The organism is Kouleothrix sp. 19917 (genome assembly GCF_057073505.1).
The window spans coordinates 6,842,466-6,858,087 of the sequence record NZ_CP097099.1 but is presented as its reverse complement, the minus strand read 5'-3'; the positions used below and the strand labels follow the sequence as shown (position 1 = coordinate 6,858,087).

The 15,622-nt window shown below is 62.5% G+C and carries 10 protein-coding genes; 4 read left to right on the top strand and 6 right to left on the bottom strand.

Annotated elements, in window-relative coordinates; all coding sequences use genetic code 11:
• Window positions 1-56: 56 nt before the first annotated feature.
• Window positions 57-1,100, bottom strand: a complete 1,044-nt coding sequence (locus M1P90_RS27755; protein ID WP_483698914.1) for a M42 family metallopeptidase — start codon at window positions 1,098-1,100, stop codon at window positions 57-59.
• 281 nt (window positions 1,101-1,381) lie between these two features.
• Between M1P90_RS27755 and M1P90_RS27750 the strand changes: the two genes are divergently transcribed.
• On the top strand, window positions 1,382-2,731 hold the full coding sequence (locus M1P90_RS27750) for a phosphoribosylamine--glycine ligase (RefSeq protein WP_483698913.1): 1,350 nt from the start codon (window positions 1,382-1,384) through the stop codon (window positions 2,729-2,731).
• 437 nt (window positions 2,732-3,168) lie between these two features.
• Here the strand turns inward: M1P90_RS27750 and M1P90_RS27745 are convergent, their stop codons facing one another.
• The 3 genes from M1P90_RS27745 to M1P90_RS27735 all read right to left on the bottom strand — a co-directional run bounded on the left by M1P90_RS27745 (window position 3,169) and on the right by M1P90_RS27735 (window position 9,666).
• Window positions 3,169-5,571 carry a GMC oxidoreductase gene (locus M1P90_RS27745; RefSeq protein WP_483698912.1) on the bottom strand — a complete coding sequence of 801 codons (2,403 nt, stop codon included), beginning with the start codon at window positions 5,569-5,571 and terminating at the stop codon, window positions 3,169-3,171.
• Between the two features lie 135 nt (window positions 5,572-5,706).
• Window positions 5,707-8,514: an AAA family ATPase gene (locus tag M1P90_RS27740; protein ID WP_483698911.1), complete on the bottom strand. Its 2,808-nt coding sequence runs from the start codon at window positions 8,512-8,514 to the stop codon at window positions 5,707-5,709.
• Between the two features lie 3 nt (window positions 8,515-8,517).
• The gene (locus M1P90_RS27735; protein ID WP_483698910.1) at window positions 8,518-9,666 is read right to left on the bottom strand and encodes an ATP-binding protein; all 1,149 of its coding nucleotides are present in this window, start codon (window positions 9,664-9,666) and stop codon (window positions 8,518-8,520) included.
• A 188-nt stretch (window positions 9,667-9,854) separates the two neighbouring features.
• Here M1P90_RS27735 and M1P90_RS27730 point away from each other — a divergent pair, with 188 nt between their 5' ends.
• The 3 genes from M1P90_RS27730 (at window position 9,855) to M1P90_RS27720 (ending at window position 11,878) form a co-directional block, all read left to right on the top strand.
• On the top strand, window positions 9,855-10,445 hold the full coding sequence (locus M1P90_RS27730; protein WP_483698909.1) for a sigma-70 RNA polymerase sigma factor region 4 domain-containing protein: 591 nt from the start codon (window positions 9,855-9,857) through the stop codon (window positions 10,443-10,445).
• A 215-nt stretch (window positions 10,446-10,660) separates the two neighbouring features.
• A complete protein-coding gene (locus tag M1P90_RS27725; protein ID WP_483698908.1) occupies window positions 10,661-11,353 on the top strand; it encodes a J domain-containing protein in 693 nt (230 codons plus the stop codon).
• 120 nt (window positions 11,354-11,473) lie between these two features.
• Window positions 11,474-11,878 carry a DUF1801 domain-containing protein gene (locus M1P90_RS27720; RefSeq protein WP_483698907.1) on the top strand — a complete coding sequence of 135 codons (405 nt, stop codon included), beginning with the start codon at window positions 11,474-11,476 and terminating at the stop codon, window positions 11,876-11,878.
• Window positions 11,879-12,010: 132 nt separating this feature from the next.
• On the opposite strand, the gene M1P90_RS27715 is transcribed toward M1P90_RS27720, so the two are convergent.
• Both M1P90_RS27715 and M1P90_RS27710 read right to left on the bottom strand, forming a co-directional pair.
• Complete coding sequence (locus M1P90_RS27715; RefSeq protein ID WP_483698906.1) at window positions 12,011-13,027, bottom strand: hypothetical protein; 1,017 nt, start codon at window positions 13,025-13,027, stop codon at window positions 12,011-12,013.
• Window positions 13,028-13,341: 314 nt separating this feature from the next.
• Window positions 13,342-15,435, bottom strand: a complete 2,094-nt coding sequence (locus M1P90_RS27710; protein ID WP_483698905.1) for a S8 family serine peptidase — start codon at window positions 15,433-15,435, stop codon at window positions 13,342-13,344.
• Between the last annotated feature and the right edge of the window lie 187 nt (window positions 15,436-15,622).

Sequence of the window (15,622 nt, the reverse complement as noted above, 5' to 3'; positions counted from 1 at the left end):
GGAGCGGCGCGCCACCTCCGAGTTTGCAGCCAAGTGTTTTCGTGCCTGCGCAGGAATCAGCCGCCGCGCACAAACGCCGCCAGCCAGTCGATCAGCGCGGCAATGTCGCCCAGGTGGCCGGTTTCAAACGGCGTGTGCGTGTAGCGCGCCGGAAAAACCACCATTGCAGAAGGGATGTCGGCGCGCATGAACGAAACGCCATCGCTGCCGAACGAGCCAAACACCGCGTGCTGAATCGGGATGCCGGCGCGGGTGGCGGCCTGCTCCAGCGCACTGGTGAGCGCGTGATCGTAGTGCACCAGCGCGTCTTTATGCACCAGGCCGGGGCCGCCGCCCAGGCGCAGCGGCAGGGCGTTCTCGCCAACGCCGGGGATGTCGCCGGCCAGGCCAATTTCCACCACAATCGCGGCGTCGAACTGCTCGCGCGCAGCCAGCGCCGCCGCGCCCACCACGCCAATTTCTTCCTGCACCGTACACGCCAGCGTCAGGTCGAATGCGCGCTCGGCGGGCGGCACGCGCCGCAGCACCTCGGTGATCACCGCCAGCGGCACGCGGTCGTCGAGCGCCTTGCCAACCACATGCGGGCCGCGCTGGCTGGTTTGCGCATCCCAGATCACGCGCGTGCCGGGCGTAACGCCGCGCTCCAGCAATTCCTCGCGCGTCAGCCCGGTATCAACCCAGAAGTCGTTCCAGGTGAGCTGGGTTGGTTCGGCCATAGTAAGCGGGGCAACGTGGCCCGCGGGCGAGGCGATCACGCCGGGGATGGGGCCGCCCCGCGCCAGCACGCGCACCGGCTGGCCCACGGTAAACCACTCGCGCAGGCTGGTCGTGCGCGTCCAGGCCTGGCCGTTTGCCAGCCACAGAAAGCCGCCCGCGTCGATCGAGCGCACGAGATAGCACAGCTCGTCGGCGTGCGCAGCCAGCAGCAGCCGTGGGCCGTTCCCGCCCCCGCGCGCAACGACATTGCCCAAGCGGGTGCGCTCGGTGTGCGCGCCAGCCGCCTGCCAGATCGGCTCGATATAGTCGAGCACGGCGGCTTCCTGGCCAACTGGTCCGCTCAGCTCGGTCAATTCCTTGATGAAAGAAAACAGCTCGCTCATAGGCTCCTCACGGCGTATCTGGCGTTTGCCGCATCAGTATAGGCCAGCGCGCCAGAAGCGGCAAGCTCCTTTCCCGCCCGCCAGGCTTGCCCGCAGCTGAAGCAGCGGGCTATATATGGCGAAGCCCGCCTGCGCGGGCTCAATAGCCCGCTGAAGCGGGCGCCGTTCAGTAGCGCAGTGGCTTCAGCCCCGCACGCGCCAGAAGCGGCAAGTTCCTTTCCCGCGCTCCAGTCGCTGTGATATACTCATGCTCTATTGCCCATTCACACGGGGCGCACGCTATGAAAATACTGCTGTTGGGCGGCGACGGTCGGGCACACGCGCTGGCCTGGAAACTCTTCAATAGCCCGCTGGTGAGCGAGCTGATCTGCGCGCCCGGCAATGGCGGCACTGGCGCGCTGGTGCCTTCCACCGAGCTCGAGCTGGCCGACGCGGCTGCGGTGGCGCGCTGGGCCTTCGACGAAGGCATCGACGTGATTGTGCCCGCTGGCAGCCAGCCCCTTCATGCCGGCCTGGTCGATGAAGTGGTGTCGCTGCACATTGGCGTGTGCGGGCCGTCGCAGCGCTCGGCCGGGCTGGAGCACAGCCGCTGCCAGGCCAAGGAATTCCTGCTGCGCCACAACCTGCCCACCGCGCCGGGCCGCGCCTTCACCAACCACGACACTGCCGAAAAATACCTCGCCACGCAGCCGCTGCCCGTCATGATCAAGGCCGACCGCCCCGCTGCCGGCGAGGCGATCTACCACGAGCGCTACGCCGCGCTGGAGGGCTTGCGCGAGCTGTTTGCCGCGCACACGCTCGAAGGCGCAAACGGCGGTGTAGTGATTGAGGCCGCGCTGAGCGGGCCGCGCGTGGTCATGTCGGCCTTTGCCGATGGGCGCACCGCCGTGCCAATGCTGCCCACGCGCCTGTACGACCGCGCCGAGCCGGGCGATGGCGGCGCAATGGCACGCGGTGTTGGCGCGCACACTGGCAGCTCAAGCTTTGCGCAGAAGCTTGGCGCATTCATGCACGAGCGGCTTATTCTGCCTGCGGTCGCAGGTATGGCGCACGATAATTTGCCGTTCTGGGGCTTTCTGGGCGTGGATTGCATTGTGACCGAGCAGGGGCCGCGCATCACGGCACTGCGCGCCAGCCTGAGCGAGGGCGAGGCGCAAGTCGTTTTGCCGCGCCTGGAAGACGACCTGATGCCCTGGATTCAGGCGATGATCGCCCAGCGGCTGCATGAGCGCCCCGCACCCACATGGTCGCCCAGTGTTACCGTAGGCTTGGGACTGTTTGCGCGCGGCTATCCGCATCACTTCGCGGTTGGCGGGCCGGTGAGCGGGCTGGAGCTGCTTGACGAGGGCGTGCGCGCCTTTCACAGCGCCACCGAAGGCACCAGCAGCCTGCGCTACACCCCGCAGATGCAGCGCAGCGGCATGTTCAGCTCGCTCGGCACGAGCTTGCCCTTTTTTGGCGCTGGGCCGGCCAGCAATCAGATCCGCACGGCTGGCGGGCTGGTGCTCACCGTGGTGGCAAGCGGCGCGACGCTGGCCGGCACGCGCGGCCTTGCTCTCGTCAATGCCGACCGCATCCAATTCGAGGGGCGCAGCTACCGCGACGACATTGCCGCGAAGGAGTTCGGGTAGGTATTGGGTTGCAGGTTTGAAAGTTTTGAATGTTGAATGTTGAGTGTTGAGTTGACAGGTTGCGAGTTGCAGCCGCGGCGTATCGCATACGCCTGTTGCAGGTTTGAAAGTTGCGAGTTGCAGCCGCGGCGTATCGCATACGCCTGTTGCAGGTTTGAAAGTTGCGAGTTGCAGCCGCGGCCTATCGCATACGCCTGTTGCAGGTTTGAAAGTTGCGAGTTGCAGCCATGGCCTATCGCATACGCCTGTTGCAGGCTTGAAAGTTGCGAGTTGCAGCCGTGGCCTATCGCATACGCCTGTTGCAGGTTGCTGGTTGTCGCCCAATCCCAAAACCCCAGACCCTAAACCCTCCTGCGGTTCTGCGGTTCTCCGTCTGGGCGTATTGCAATACGCCAGTTCTCGGTCTGTGCGTAGAGCAATACGCCCTTCGATGGTTCTCAATTCTCGCTTCTGCGCGTCGTAGTTTCTGCCGGGCGGCCCGGCGCTGCGGGAGTATGCGCATACGCCTGCCACAAGCTGCGCATGTAGAAGCCCGCAAACTGCGCAAGCCCGCGCCACGCCCGCCCCGACCCCTGGGCACGCAGCGAAGCCAGCAGCCCCACAACTGCGCCAGGGCTCATGTGCAGGATGCCGCTTGCCAGCACTTCGGAAGGTGCAACCGGCGGCGCGTGGTAGCCCGCCCAAAGCTGTGTGAACAGCGTGGTTGTGTCGCCCAGCGGCATTCCGTTCGGCACCATCTTAACGCCATACAGCGTAAACGCCCGCTGCGCGCTGTCGCGCAGAAACAGGCAGTAGCGCATTTCCTTTTCCGCTGGCGATCCGCTATCCACCCACAAGTTCAGCACGCCACGCTCCACGCGGAGTTCCTGATCAGCGGCGAGCGCAGGGTTCTTTTCATACAAAAGCGACGTCAGAGCGGGAAAAACCACACTTCCGCTGACCACGGCGCTATGCTCCGGGTCGGCCAGAAATGCTTCCATACTCGGAATGAATATCTTTAACCGCATTTCTATGTCGATGCCTTCCTTGCGGCCGGTTGTGTATGCCTCGTGGAAGGGCAATCGCCCCCGCGCCACATAGCCGGCCATGCGCTCGGCAAAGCGAACCTGCACCGGCCACGTCGGACGATCTGCTTTTGCACTGCGCCCGGCCAGGTGCTTCGGGCGGCCCTGGCGATGGTTGGCAATCACCCGGTCGGCGAAGCGGTGCGCCAGCGCCGCGATGGTGAGCGCGGGGTTCGGGCCAACCGGGCCGGGCATCACCGAGCCGTCGGCAATAAAGAAGCCCGGGTAGTTGAACACCTCGCCCCACGCATCGACCACGCCCTGCTCGGGCGAGCGCGCCATGACGCAGCCGCCAAGCGGGTGCACCGTGATCGAGCGATTCATGCGGTGGTGCCAGCTGCCGTGGAACGTCGCGCCGAGGACAGCAGCCAGCTTTTCCCCGGCCGCGCTGGCATGCCTGAAAAAATCCGACGAGCGTTTGATGCTCCAGTCGATATTGAGTTTAGGCCGGCGGCGACCAACCAGCCGCACCTGGCCATCAGGCGTGTCCCGGCCCATCGCCAGCACCGGCAGCAAGCCTTCGGAAAAGCGCGGGTGGCGGAACAGCGCCGCAATCTCAGCACCCAGATCGTGGTCGGGGCGGCCGCGCATTTGCAACCACACCAGCCGCAGGAATTGCCACCGTTCGATCCACCCTGCGCGAAGCATGTCGGTCACAAACAGCATCCAGTAGGCGAAATTTGGCGCGCCAGCATCCTGCAGGTGCGTTTCATGCTGCCAGCCGCCGTCAGGGTCGGGCGGAACGCGCGCGGTGCTGGTTGTCACTGGCCCCTGAAATGCTTCAATGCCCGAAACGGATTGCGCCGCAGCATCTGGCATAGTCATGAACATGATCATGTCGCCGTTGGTGGAGAAGCGGTGCCCGACGCGGCGGCTCAATTTGGGGAAGGCGGCGCGGTTCTTCAGCAGCAGGTAGTTCGAGCCAAGCGTGCCGGCCGCCAGCACAAGCTGCTTGGCGCTGATGGTGTGGGTGGTGGGGGTGCAGCCCGGCGAATGCTCTGTATAGGTAACACGATAGCCGCGCGGGTGCGGCGCAAATTCCTGCACCTCGCAGAGCGTGCGGATGGTGGTTTTCTGGTGGCGTTTTGCCATGGAAAGAAAGGTGTGATCGAGCGAATTCTTGCTGCCGTGGTTGCAGCCCAGGTCGCACTCGCCGCACAGCGAGCAGGCGAAACGCTGCGTTTTCTCGCCATGAACGTTGTGCGGGTCGGGCGGCAATGGCTCATTGAATGTTAGCTCTACGCCATTGTCGCCAGCAAAGACAACAGCCAGCGGCGCGGCTTGCCACGGGTAGTCTGGCTGCGTTTCGTACAGCGCTTTTGTTCGGGCGGTGCGATCGTAGGGCGCCTTGCCGAAAGGATAGCGGCGCGGCTTCAGCACGGCCTCGACGGCGCGGTAGTGCGGCACCAGGTCGCCATAATCGATCGGCCAGTCTTCGGCGTCGGGGTCGAGCGGGTTGCCGCGCACAAAGGTTTCGGGATGCTTGCGCAGCAGCACGTTCGCGTAGATCAGCGATCCACCGCCCAGCCCGCTCGACACAACCGCGTCGAGTCCGCGAAACGACCAGATGTTGAACAGCCCAAACAGATTGGCCTTGGGGTCCCAGAAGTTGTGCTGCATGTCGCTCGGCTTGCGCGGGAAGGCGCCAGGCGCGTAGGCTTTGCCGCGCTCCAGCAGGCACACGTGCAAGCCGGCCTCGGCCAGCCGGTAGGTCATCACCGCGCCGCCAAAACCCGAGCCGATCACAATTGCGTCGAAGTGTTTTTCTTCTTGCATCGCTTCTCACCAACGACTGACGCCCTGAAATTCACCACAGAGACGCGGAGGTTTGGGGGTTTGCAGGGTGCAGGTTCGTAGCAACTCAAAACTCAACATTCAACATTCAAAACTTGCAACCTGCAAACTCACCCGCTACGCCACCGCGCGCTCTTCCAGCGCCGGCACCCGGTCGAACTGCGCGAACCAGCGGCGGATCAGCTCGACCTGGAAGCGGTATTGCCCATCCACCAGCTCGATGATATCGCGACGCAGCAGCAGATCGAGGGTTGCGTCGAGCGGCGCGCTCAGTGCGGCCGCCAGCGTGGCACGGTCGGCGCCGCCGGGCTGCCTGGCCAGGAAATACAGCAGCTCGCTGCCCGCGTTGCCCACCTGGTTCGCCAGATCGGAGAAAAAGAGATCGCCAGTCTGGAGCGCCAGGGCCACCGCATCTTCCACATCGGCGGGCGTCACCAGCCGGCGCTGATCGACGGCGCGGCTATTCTTCAGCTCGACCACCTCGTAGCACAGCAGCTGCACCAGGTGCGGGTGGCCACGCGTCAGGCCGGCGATGAGCTGGCTGGCGGCGGGCTCGTAGCACAGCGGGAAATCCTCGATCGGGCGCTCGATCAGCGCAATCGTATCGCTGGCGTGCAGGTAGCTGATTTTAATGATCTGCATGTTGATCAGGTAGGTCGCCCAGTGGCGGAAATCCTCCAGCGTGTGCGAGCCAGCCAGCAGCACCTTGAAGCGCGGGCGGTGCTGCACCAGGTGGCGCAGCGTTCGCAAAACATCGCGCGCATCGAAGCGCCCCTGGTCGCTGATCGTATCGAGCGACTCGAACTCATCGAGCGCCAGCAGCGCCGCGCTGTAGCCCTGCGCCGTCATCGCGTCTTCGATCTCGTCCAGCCAATCGTTGAAGTAGCCAAACGGCCGCGCCTGGCACATCGCCTCGCTGGCGCGCGGCAGCCGCAGCCCACGGTGGTGCTCGGCCGAGCGTACCATCGCCTGCATCACGCCAAACAGGAAATCGCCGAAGTTGCTCGCGCCAGCAATACCCTCGCCATCCACAAACAGCAGCACCACAGTGCTGGGCAGCAGGCGGCCCAGGTTGCGCAGCAGCGAAGTCTTGCCCATGCGCCGCTGCCCATACAGCAGCAGTGGCGGCCGCCGACGGTCGAGCAGCAGCTGCTCGATGCGCGCAGCAATATCGACCCGCCCAACAAACATATCCTGCTGGTCGGTGAGCGGCACGCTGAAGATATACGGATTATCGATTTCCTGGCTGTACTCAATTGCGGCCGCCAGCTCGGCAATCTGTGCCTGCACAATGCGCCGCCATTGCGCCGCAATTGGCTGAAAGCGCGGCGCATACATGCCACTGGTGATCGCCATTTCGTTCAGCAGCGTGCATAGTTGCTCGTCGATAACGCCAAAGACCAGGCGCTTGTGGTACACCGTGTTGTTGTTCACTGCCGCGCGGGTGTTTTGCCCAATCCGGTAGAATCTGCGCAGCAGCGGGCTCACCGGGCTGTCGAGTTCGCCGCCGCCGAGCGCCTGATGCGCCACCACAATGTCGTCGATCGTCTGGCAGCGCTCCAGCGCGCGCGCGCACAGCTCGATCTGGGCGGACTGCGCGGCCCAGCGCTGATGCCCGGCGCTCAATCGCTCGATCGCCGCGCTGCCTTCGGCCGGGTCGCGCTCGGCCACCAGCACCAGATGCTCTTCGAGCTTGGCGAACGGCAGGCTATGCTGTGGGAACCAGAAGGCAGCGTGCCTGCGCAGCTGTGGCCGGCCCGACCAGCCGCGCTCGTCGAGGCGCAGCAGCAGCAAATCCCACAGATCGACCAGCGGGTGCACCAGCAGCTCGCCCCACCACATAAAACCCAGCCCGCCCAGCAGGCAGGCCAGCGTGAGCCCAAGCGTTCGCAGCGCGGGCAGCTCTGCCGCAGCAATCATCCAGGCAATAAAGCCGCCGCCCAGGCCCAGCGTGCTCACCAGCACAGCCAGGCGCGGGCCCACGAGCTGCTCGACCATCACATAGGGGATGCTGATCAGCGCCAGAAACATGCAGGTGAACGCTACGCACGCCACCTGAAACAGATCCAGCCTTTGCAGCCCAACAAAGGCCAGCACCGTCAGCCCAAGCATCGCGCCCGTCACCACCAGCACACTGCGCGCGCGCCGCCACTCAACCGAGGCCAGCAGCAGCACCACCAGCAGCAGCGCAATTCCACCTGCCATCGGCAGGCTTTGCGGGCTGACGCCAATTGGCTTTTCGCCCAGGCCAACAATTGCGAAGCGCAGCAGGGTATAGGTGGCATATACTGCCGCGCCGCCAATAACCAGCCCGCCAATCAGCGCGCTTACCCAGGCATTCCACTGGCGGCGCGGCAACAGCACCTGAAACGACGTGGCTGCAACCGTTTGTTCGGCAACGCTGCCGGCAATGCTGCCACCCAGCCCAAGCATCAGCGCATACAGCATCAGGGTGCGTGGGTCAATATGGGTAGGGTAGCCCAGATCGCCAATCAGGGCATAGCCGAGGGCAAACACCAGCCCGCCCGGCACGCTGAGCGCAAGGCCCACCGCAATGCTTTGCGTCGCCCCGCCCACCACCAGCAGAATCAGCGAAACCAGCAGCGGCGCGATCATACCAACCGCGAACACCACGCCAGTACGCTCAAACGCCAGCAGGGCCAGCAGGCTCGCCAGCAGCACCAGCGGCACATATACCACATAGCCCCACAGCATGCGCCGCATCAGCGGGTGCCGCCAGTGGGCGCGCGTCAGGTCGCCAAAGCGGCAATCGGGCGGCAGCGCCGGGTCGATGCGTGAAATGTAGCCGCGCCAGGCCGGGGGCCGCCACAGCACCCATGTAAGCAATTGCGCGCTTCCGATCAGGCGGTTGGCGTGCAGTTGCGGCGTGAGTGGGTAGCGCTCGGCGCTGGTGCTGGCTGTCATGGCTTACCCTTTCAGGCTGCGATATGGCGCGACACGGCGCAACCCCTCGTCGCGCCAGCCGCTTGTATCGCCCGATTCCAGCGCTTCCAGCAGGGCAGTCGCCAGGATCTGCAGCAGCGCCGGGCAGCAGCCGCTTTGCTCGATGATCCACGCCCGCTCAGCGGCAGGGAAAGGGCGTGGCGAACGGTCGAGCAGCTCGTTGGCTGCGGCAACCGCAATTGGGCCCAGGTTCATGCGCTGAAAGATATTGAAGAAGGGCGACGGCTTGCCGTAGCTGCTGGCCTGGACATCGGGTGTGTCTTTCGACGCGATGATAAAGCTCAGCAGGCCAGCCGACTGGTTGGCGCCCAGCGAGCGCAAGCTCCACCAGAACGTCAAATCCAGCTCGGGCGCGGCCAGCGCGGCCTCAAGCTCATCAAACATCACTACCGTCGGCTGGCGTATGTTATCGATCATCGCGTCCATAAAATGCATCAGTGTACACGGCGACGGGATCGGAAAGCCCAGCTCGGTCAGGATATAGCGCAGCAGGCTTTCCTGCCGGCACATCCGAATATCCTGAAAATCGACAAACACCCAACGGTACTGCTCGGGTTTCCTGAGCCAGTCGGTGCGCTGGCCGGCGCGCAGCAGCCCCGGCGCCGCCCGCGTAATGTTTTTCATGTAATGCAGCAGCGAGGTTTTGCCACTGCGCTGCGCCCCCACAATTGCGACGTTCGCCAGCGGCAGGCGGCTCAGGCCGTCGAACATTCGCTTCAGCTCGGCTTCGCGCCCAAAGAACTGCGCGCAATGCGTGATCGGCGGGCCAACCACAAACGGCGCCAGCTCAACCAGCACCGCCTGTTTCGGCGGGGTGGCGGGGCGGGCATATCGGTCTGCAGGCGGGTACAGGGCATCGCACAGCGCGCTGGGATTTTCAGCATCGCCACAGTGCGCAAACCGCTCCATCCACTCGCGTGGCAGCCTGGCGCGCGCAGCAATCAGGCGCGCCAGCTGCTCGAAATCGCCAGGCCGCGGAATGTGGCCCTTGCGCCAGTACTCGATCACCGAGCCGCCGCTTTCGCGCTCCAGCCCGTAGCCAAGTTCATCCTGCACGATCTGAATGGCTTTCCGTTCGTGGATGGCGATCTGGCGCACCGCCTCAGTCAGCATGTTCCCAAATTCCTTTGGCCTGACCATGATAGACGACCTCCCCTCCGAAAGATCGGAGTGAAATTCGGAGTTCGGCATACGACACTTGGGAGTGACGGAGGAGTACGATGCGTAATCGTAGGGTCACAACACGAGTATAGCGCGCCCGCATTCTTCCCGAATGAGGCTGCGGATGGAGATTAATGAATATGCAGAGCGATCCTATCTATCAAACGTTCCACCGGGCGATTTTCGAGCGCAATTCCGACGCCTGGGGCGAAATTGCCGAACGTTTCCGCCCGCTGATGATCGCCTGGGCGCATCGCTACCGCGCCAGCGTGCCGATCACCGATTTCAACGAAGATCTGGCCGACCAGGCGCTGGCGCGCGCGTGGGCCGCGCTTACGCCCGAGCAGTTCGTAACCTTCCCGTCGGTTGCGGCGCTGATGGCCTACCTGCGCATGTGTGTGCGCAGCACGATCATCGACTGCGCGCGCGTGCAGCGCAACCAGGAACGGCTGCGCCAGATCGAGGGCGGTGCGTGCTGCCACCCGGGCGAAGAAGCGATCAGCCGGATTGCTTATGCAGAGCTGTGGAAGCTGCTCGATGCGCTGGTGGACTCGCCGCAGGAGCAGATTGTGCTGCGCGAGGCGATTATCAACGGCGTGCCGCCGCGCCAGATTTTGGCGCAGCACCCGGGCGCGTTCCCCGATATCAGCGCGGTGTATGCCGCCAAGCGCAACCTGCTGGATCGGCTGCGGCGCAACCCCGAGCTGCGCAATCGCTACGACGCGGCGTAGACTGGCTGCTGGGCGCGAGGGCGCGGATCGCTTCAGGGGAGTAAGCGTAGCGGCTGCGCAGGCTTTTCTGCTTGCATTGAAAAGCCTGCGCAGAAAGGAGTGACAGCACAGAATTTCAAGCTGCTACGACATGGTATAATTTACCGCACACCCATCGCCTGAGCACTAAATAACAGCGCATCGCTGATCTTTCGATAAATAGAAAGAGAAGTTCTATGTCCCCCTCGCTTCGCGATTATTATCAAATTCTCGGTGTAGATCCCAACGCAGGGCAGGCATCTATTAAAGATGCGTACCGGGCGCTGGTTAAAAAGTATCATCCGGATATAAATCGCGATCCTGCGGCCCCTACATTTATGAAATATCTCAATGAAGCACGTGATATACTATTAAATGCATCCCGTCGCCAGGAATATGATAAGCTTCGTGCGGCTCATTTTGGGTTCGAAATAGCTCCAGAAGCATCAATTGATGCGATTGTGCTGTACCATGGTGCCGGGGTTATTTACAGCATTGGCATTACTTTTGAAATCACTTTTTCCGTTAAATATTTCAGGAATAAAACTGGCAGTATTCTGCTTGTGATCACTGACGAGCACGAGCAATTCGTTCGCCAAGCAACTAAGCCATCCAGATATGCTTCTGTTGCAAGCACGCAACCGGAATATATTTATAATAGCAGCGCGTTTACGCCAACCGATAACGATTGCAGTTTTGTGTCGCAAATCCACATCCCTTACGCTTCTTTTCCACCCATAAAGGCCAAATATAAATCATGTGTGGCTGTAATGAAAGAAAATTCTACTCTTATTTCAAACAAGTTTTCAGAAATGTTTCTTCTTGATCGAAGCGAAGTATCACTGTACAGATCTTCCCAGGATACTTTCGAAGATCTGTATACATTTTAAGGCAAGGTTGCGCTTGATCGGAATACGCTTTACTGTTCGTGAAGTTTGGAAACCTTTGGTGGCTGCCGTTTGCAGAAGCTCGCTTCACGCTATATTGCAATATGCGTAAGGAAGGCAACAATGGCCGACATTAAAACCAAAGTGAACGATGCAAGCGTTGAGGAATTTTTGAGCACTGTTGACGGCGAGCAGAAGCGCAAAGATTGTTTTGAGATCATAGAAATGATGCGGCAGGTGACAAAGAAAGAGCCAAAAATGTGGGGATCTGCCATTATTGGCTTTGGCTCGTATCACTATGCGTATGAAAGTGGGCGGGAAGGCGATATGCCGCAGATCGCGTTTTCGCCCCGCAAACAGAATATTACGCTGTATATTGGTGTGGGCGACGACACCGAGAACCCGCTGCTCAGGAAACTTGGCAAATATAAAACCGCCAAGGTATGCTTGTATATTAAGAAACTGGCGGATGTGGACAGAAATGTTTTGCAGGAATTGATCGCTGATGCATTCGCCCGAGCTGATTAGTTTTGTTTCTGGCGCTGCGCTTCGGCCAAGCCGGGCGCAGCGCCAGAAAAGAAAATTCGGGGGCGGCAATGCCGCCCCCGAACCCCACTCAGTATCCAGCCTTTCCCCAGGCGTGGTACCAGCAGATTGCTTCTACTCCGGCAGGATCTTGAAGTAGATGATCGAGGTCTGCTTGCTGTCGGTCGAGCTCTGGAATACCCAGAACCACAGGCCGGCCGGCATTTCATCGGTGTTGAAGCGCAGGTTGTTCACCTCGCCAGTCGGGCCGATGTCCTCGGTCTGCACGGTGCCGAACACGCTGCCGTCGGGCGCGGTCAGCCAGTAGCCAACCTTGTCGTTCGGCTTGAAGCCAAACACATCCATCGACATGCGCGTGCCGGCTTTGACACACTTGGCCGGGCGGATGCGACCATTGACTGGGTCGGGCACGTCGGCGCAGGGGTCGGCCGGGGCGGGCGCAGGCGTGGGCGCGGCGGCTGCGGTGTTCGAGCGGATCTCGTTGCCCAGCAGGCCAAGCAGGACGTTATACGGGGCGGCATTCTCGGGATGCAGCTCAAAGCGCGCGCGCTCGAACCACTGCACCGTGTACTGCTTGCCGTCGCTCAGCGTCTCGATCGCCGGGTCGCTCAGCGGCAGGCCAAACAGCGCCAGGTTCTCGGCTTCGGTTTTGCCCTTCTTGCCATCGAACTCAAGCCCGCTGGCGCGCCACGCCTTCAGGATGTCGCCGCAGACATTGTGGCCGGTTTCCGAGAAGAAGCGGCAGCCATTCTGCGCAGGCGTCTTCGAGAAGGTGAAGGGATCGCGGCCCTGCTGCGCCAGGCGGTCGGCGCCCAGGCGGCCCAGCAGCACGTCGTAGGGGCGGCCATTCTCGGGGTGCAGCTCGAGGCGGTTGCGCTCGAACCACTGCACCTGCAGCTGGCGGCCTTCAATCGTTTCCACCTGCAGCGGGGTCACCGGCAAACCAAACACCGGCAGCCCGCCATTCTGCTCCCAGAACTCGCGGATGCGCCCATCAATACACTGGTTGGTTTCAGCAAAGCAGCGCTGGCTGGTTTGGGCCTGCGCGCTGCCATAGGGTGCCACCGCCAGCATCGCGGCAAAAATCGCAACAAGCACCGCAATGCCTGAAAATCGGGATCGAATCATCATCAAACTCCTCAATGTAGGGCAGATACGTTTTCTTTTATTGAAACAGCGGTCCCCATCACTTTTACAGGGCAGTTCGGCCAGTTCCTCCACCACTGGTCGCGTAAGTACCGCTGCGATACCGCTTCGAGCGCGCCACTTCCTGTTCACAAACGCTATCACTACAATGCGTGAAAACAAGATATGCGCAGGCAAGCCCAGAGCGCGCGGCCATGGCGCGGCCCGGGATTTCAAAAGAGGGCGACATTGCAAAAAAGAAATGCGTAGTGAGAATTGGCTTGGGCGGCCCAAGCGCGAGCCGCCCAACGTTTACGGTGCTAGCGACGCCAGCCGCGCGCGGTGGTCAGCTCGTTCGAAAGCAAGCCAAGCAGCACGCCCGCGTCGCCGTGGCTTTCAAAGCGCGCACGCTCGAACCACTGCACAATGTACGGGTTGCCGTCGCTCAACGTTTCAACCTGCGGCTCGGAAAGTGGCGCGCCAAACAGCGCAAGGCTTTCGGCATAGGTTTTGCCGCTGCGCCCATCCAGCTCGAGGCCATGCGTGCGCCAGTAGCTCAGGAATGGCTCGCACAGGCTGTGGCCGGTCGCCTCGAAGAACACACAGCCGGGTTTGGCAGCGGCCTTGGGGAAATCGTACCAGCTGCGCCCGCCAAGCTGCAAGATCGCATCGCCCAGGCGGGTGAGCAGCACGTTATACGGCGGCGCATTTTCGGGGTGCAGCTCGAAGCGGTGGCGCTCGAAATATTGCACGACATAGTCGCGCCCATCTTCGCCGCGCTCGGTAAACTCTTCGCTGGTGGGGTAGCCGAAGATCGGCAGGCCGCCATGGGTGTTCCAGTAGCTCAGGAAGGTGCCGCGCAACGTGTGGCCGGTTTCCGGGAAGTAGGCCGCGCCATCGCTGGGCGTGCCAACCGTCGCAAACGACTGCGAGGCGTCGGGCGCAAAGCTGAAGTTCAGCGTGGCGACGCTCAGGGGTGTGCCGGTCAGCCAGGCTTGCTGCGCGTTCGCCACACCGCCCGCCCCGCTCACCGTCACGGTGTACGCGCCAGCCGGCAGGTTATCGAAGCGGTAAAAGCCGGTGCTGTCGGGCTGGGTTTGCTGGCCGCTGCTCAGCGACACCGTGACCTGCCCGCTCTGCCCGCCCGTCACGACGCCCTGGATGGCCGAGCGGTTCAGAATATTCGGGTCGGCGGCGAGCTGCACGGTGCGCAGCAGGTTGAGCCGGCCATAGCCATATTCGGGGTCTTTGCCGGGCGCGCCCTGGTCGTCGGCGCCAAGCTCCAGCAGCTCAGCCAGCTGGTCGACGTTCAGGTCGGGGCGCAGGGTCAGCGCCAGCGCCGCCGCGCCTGCAACATGCGGGCACGAAGCCGAGGTGCCATTCTCAACGCCATAGCTATCGCCCTGGCCGGGCCGCCAGATGGTGCTCCACAGGCCCACGCCCGGCGCGGCAATATCGACAAAGCTGCCAGTGGTGGAAAAGCCAGTGACGCCGTCGTTGCTGTTAGTGGCCGACACCGCCAGCACGCTTGGGTAGGCGGCCGGGTAGTTGGGCGCATTGCCTTCGGCCTGGCCATTGCCCGAGGCCGCGATGACCAGCGCGTTGCGGTCGCGCGCGTACTGCACGGCATCGCGCATCACCTCGGTATCGTCGGGGCCGCCCAGGCTCATGCTAATAATGCGCGCACCCTGATCGACTGCCCAGCGGACGCCCTGCGCGATGGTCGCGTCGTCGCCCTGGCCGCGGCTGCCCAGCACCTTGATCGGCAGGATTTTGCAGCCCCAGCAGATGCCAGCAATGCCGGTGCCGTTGTCGCTGCTGGCCGCGGCCACACCGGCGGTGTAGGTGCCGTGGCCTTCGTCGTCGCTCGGGTCGTTGTCGTTGTTATAGAAATCGTAGCCCTGCAGCAGCTTGCCCGACAGATCGGGGTGCGAGCGCGACACGCCAGTATCGAGCAGCGCAATGGTGATGTTGCCGCCCGTAGTGATATCCCACGCTTCGTAGGCGTGAATATCGGCCAGCGCCCACTGCTGCGTAATCACCGGGTCGTTGGGCGTGCGCATTGCCGTGCGCAGGTGGTTCGCTTCGGCATAGGCCACACCCGGCTGGCGCGACAGCGCGGCCACAAGCCGGCCAATGTCGGTGCCAGCGCCGACGCGCACGCGGTAGGTATTGCTCTGCGCGCCCAGCTCTTGCGCTTCGGTTGTGCCGCTGCTGCCAAGCAGCGCGTTCAGCAGATCGACATCCGCGCCAAGCGCGTGCCCGGCCTCGGTTAGCGTGGCACCGGGCTGAAGTTTGAGGATGAGTTCACCGGCAACCGTGCCGGGCCGCGGCCGGGGCGCTGCGCCTGCTGCGGCGGGCAGCATTGCAAGGGCGAGCAGACAAACCGGCAGCAGCAAAGCAAATCGCTTCATACAACTCTTTCTTTGAACATATACGGGCGGCGGACGTTAGGCACTCATGGAAGCCCAAATAAATTATTTTCACACAGGAAATATAAACGATGTCGTGATAATTTCTGGTTGCGCAGATGGTTGGCTCTAAAATACCCAACGAACGACGCGCAACCATAGTATTCTACTGTACGACGTCGAATGGTTG

Bases quoted from the DNA above. Each gene is read 5' to 3' on its own strand.
- M1P90_RS27755 (WP_483698914.1), bottom strand. From the start codon at position 1,100: ATGAGCGAGCTGTTTTCTTTCATCAAGGAATTGACCGAGCTGAGCGGA.
- M1P90_RS27750 (WP_483698913.1), top strand. From the start codon at position 1,382: ATGAAAATACTGCTGTTGGGCGGCGACGGTCGGGCACACGCGCTGGCC.
- M1P90_RS27745 (WP_483698912.1), bottom strand. From the start codon at position 5,571: ATGCAAGAAGAAAAACACTTCGACGCAATTGTGATCGGCTCGGGTTTT.
- M1P90_RS27740 (WP_483698911.1), bottom strand. From the start codon at position 8,514: ATGACAGCCAGCACCAGCGCCGAGCGCTACCCACTCACGCCGCAACTG.
- M1P90_RS27735 (WP_483698910.1), bottom strand. From the start codon at position 9,666: ATGCTGACTGAGGCGGTGCGCCAGATCGCCATCCACGAACGGAAAGCC.
- M1P90_RS27730 (WP_483698909.1), top strand. From the start codon at position 9,855: ATGCAGAGCGATCCTATCTATCAAACGTTCCACCGGGCGATTTTCGAG.
- M1P90_RS27725 (WP_483698908.1), top strand. From the start codon at position 10,661: ATGTCCCCCTCGCTTCGCGATTATTATCAAATTCTCGGTGTAGATCCC.
- M1P90_RS27720 (WP_483698907.1), top strand. From the start codon at position 11,474: ATGGCCGACATTAAAACCAAAGTGAACGATGCAAGCGTTGAGGAATTT.
- M1P90_RS27715 (WP_483698906.1), bottom strand. From the start codon at position 13,027: ATGATGATTCGATCCCGATTTTCAGGCATTGCGGTGCTTGTTGCGATT.
- M1P90_RS27710 (WP_483698905.1), bottom strand. From the start codon at position 15,435: ATGAAGCGATTTGCTTTGCTGCTGCCGGTTTGTCTGCTCGCCCTTGCA.